Raw genomic sequence first — 3,338 nt, 5'->3', positions numbered from 1 at the left:
CAAATCATCATGCCCCTTATGACCTGGGCTACACACGTGCTACAATGGACGGTACAAAGAGTCGCGAGACCGCGAGGTGGAGCTAATCTCATAAAACCGTTCTCAGTTCGGATTGTAGGCTGCAACTCGCCTACATGAAGCCGGAATCGCTAGTAATCGCGGATCAGCATGCCGCGGTGAATACGTTCCCGGGCCTTGTACACACCGCCCGTCACACCACGAGAGTTTGCAACACCCGAAGTCGGTGAGGTAACCGTAAGGAGCCAGCCGCCTAAGGTGGGGTAGATGATTGGGGTGAAGTCGTAACAAGGTAGCCGTATCGGAAGGTGCGGCTGGATCACCTCCTTTCTAAGGATTACTAAGAAAAGCGAAGGCGTATGCCGTAGCTAGACAGTAAGAATCGTTGACGAAAACGTTTTGTTCAGTTTTGAAGGTTCATCCTTCAATATCAAATGCACCGAGTGGTGCATGGTTGTTCTTTGAAAACTAGATAACAGTAATAGCTGAGGAAAGTGAAAGCTTTTCTAATGTAAGAAACATGTCAGCCGCAAGGCGAATGGTTAAGTTAGAAAGGGCGCACGGTGAATGCCTTGGCACTAGGAGCCGATGAAGGACGGGACTAACACCGATATGCTTCGGGGAGCTGTAAGTGAGCTTTGATCCGGAGATTTCCGAATGGGGAAACCCACTGTTCGTAATGGAACAGTATCTTTACCTGAATACATAGGGTATGGAAGGCAGACCCGGGGAACTGAAACATCTAAGTACCCGGAGGAAGAGAAAGCAATTGCGATTTCCTGAGTAGCGGCGAGCGAAACGGAATTAGCCCAAACCAAGAGGCTTGCCTCTTGGGGTTGTAGGACACTCTATACGGAGTTACAAAGGAACGAAGTAGATGAAGAGGCCTGGAAAGGCCCGTCAAAGAAGGTAACAACCCTGTAGTTGAAACTTCGTTCCCTCTTGAGTGGATCCTGAGTACGGCGGGACACGAGAAATCCCGTCGGAAGCTGGGAGGACCATCTCCCAAGGCTAAATACTCCCTAGTGACCGATAGTGAACCAGTACCGTGAGGGAAAGGTGAAAAGCACCCCGGAAGGGGAGTGAAAGAGATCCTGAAACCGTGTGCCTACAAGTAGTCAGAGCCCGTTAACGGGTGATGGCGTGCCTTTTGTAGAATGAACCGGCGAGTTACGATCCCATGCAAGGTTAAGTTGAAGAGACGAAGCCGCAGCGAAAGCGAGTCTGAATAGGGCGAATGAGTATGTGGTCGTAGACCCGAAACCAGGTGATCTACCCATGTCCAGGGTGAAGTTCAGGTAACACTGAATGGAGGCCCGAACCCACGCACGTTGAAAAGTGCGGGGATGAGGTGTGGGTAGCGGAGAAATTCCAATCGAACCTGGAGATAGCTGGTTCTCTCCGAAATAGCTTTAGGGCTAGCCTCAAGATAAGAGTCTCGGAGGTAGAGCACTGATTGGACTAGGGGCCCCCAACGGGTTACCGAATTCAGTCAAACTCCGAATGCCGAAGACTTATTCTTGGGAGTCAGACTGCGAGTGATAAGATCCGTAGTCAAGAGGGAAACAGCCCAGACCACCAGCTAAGGTCCCAAAGTATACGTTAAGTGGAAAAGGATGTGGAGTTGCTTAGACAACCAGGATGTTGGCTTAGAAGCAGCCACCATTTAAAGAGTGCGTAATAGCTCACTGGTCGAGTGACTCTGCGCCGAAAATGTACCGGGGCTAAACGTATCACCGAAGCTGTGGATGGACATCTACGATGTCCGTGGTAGGAGAGCGTTCTAAGGGCGGTGAAGTCAGACCGGAAGGACTGGTGGAGCGCTTAGAAGTGAGAATGCCGGTATGAGTAGCGAAAGATGGGTGAGAATCCCATCCACCGTATGCCTAAGGTTTCCTGAGGAAGGCTCGTCCGCTCAGGGTTAGTCGGGACCTAAGCCGAGGCCGAAAGGCGTAGGCGATGGATAACAGGTTGATATTCCTGTACTACCTCCCCACCGTTTGAGCAATGGGGGGACGCAGAAGGATAGGGTAAGCGCGCTGTTGGATATGCGCGTCCAAGCAGTAAGGCTGAGAAGTAGGCAAATCCGCTTCTCGTAAGGTTGAGCTGTGATGGCGAGGGAAATAAAGTACCGAAGTTCCTGATTTCACGCTGCCAAGAAAAGCCTCTAGCGAGGTGGGAGGTACCCGTACCGCAAACCGACACAGGTAGGCGAGGAGAGAATCCTAAGGTGTTCGAGAGAACTCTCGTTAAGGAACTCGGCAAAATGACCCCGTAACTTCGGGAGAAGGGGTGCTCTGATAGGGTGCAAGCCCGAGAGAGCCGCAGTGAATAGGCCCAGGCGACTGTTTAGCAAAAACACAGGTCTCTGCGAAGCCGTAAGGCGAAGTATAGGGGCTGACACCTGCCCGGTGCTGGAAGGTTAAGGGGAGAGGTTAGCGCAAGCGAAGCTTTGAACCGAAGCCCCAGTAAACGGCGGCCGTAACTATAACGGTCCTAAGGTAGCGAAATTCCTTGTCGGGTAAGTTCCGACCCGCACGAAAGGTGTAACGATCTGGGCACTGTCTCAACGAGAGACTCGGTGAAATTATAGTACCTGTGAAGATGCAGGTTACCCGCGACAGGACGGAAAGACCCCGTGGAGCTTTACTGTAGCCTGATATTGCATTTTGGTACAGCTTGTACAGGATAGGTAGGAGCCTTGGAAGCCGGAGCGCCAGCTTCGGTGGAGGCATCGGTGGGATACTACCCTGGCTGTATTGAAATTCTAACCCGCACCCCTCATCGGGGTGGGAGACAGTGTCAGGTGGGCAGTTTGACTGGGGCGGTCGCCTCCTAAAATGTAACGGAGGCGCCCAAAGGTTCCCTCAGAATGGTTGGAAATCATTCGTAGAGTGTAAAGGCACAAGGGAGCTTGACTGCGAGACCTACAAGTCGAGCAGGGACGAAAGTCGGGCTTAGTGATCCGGTGGTTCCGCATGGAAGGGCCATCGCTCAACGGATAAAAGCTACCCCGGGGATAACAGGCTTATCTCCCCCAAGAGTCCACATCGACGGGGAGGTTTGGCACCTCGATGTCGGCTCATCGCATCCTGGGGCTGTAGTCGGTCCCAAGGGTTGGGCTGTTCGCCCATTAAAGCGGTACGCGAGCTGGGTTCAGAACGTCGTGAGACAGTTCGGTCCCTATCCGTCGCGGGCGCAGGAAATTTGAGAGGAGCTGTCCTTAGTACGAGAGGACCGGGATGGACGCACCGCTGGTGTACCAGTTGTCTTGCCAAAGGCATCGCTGGGTAGCTATGTGCGGACGGGATAAGTGCTGA

2 rRNA genes (1 of these 2 running past the window's edge) are annotated in these 3,338 nt (G+C 52.7%); both read left to right on the top strand.

Annotation, left to right across the window (positions count from 1 at the left end):
• Positions 1–348 (top strand): 16S ribosomal RNA (locus ACXAEO_RS19675); the annotation flags it as partial.
• A gap of 210 nt (positions 349–558) precedes the next feature.
• Positions 559–3,338 (top strand): 23S ribosomal RNA (locus ACXAEO_RS19670) (it continues 152 nt past the right edge of the window).

It is taken from the genome of Bacillus sp. ABA4_010 (assembly GCF_056159105.1).
Note: the sequence above shows the minus strand (reverse complement) of the source record. Positions and strands in the feature narration are given on the sequence as shown.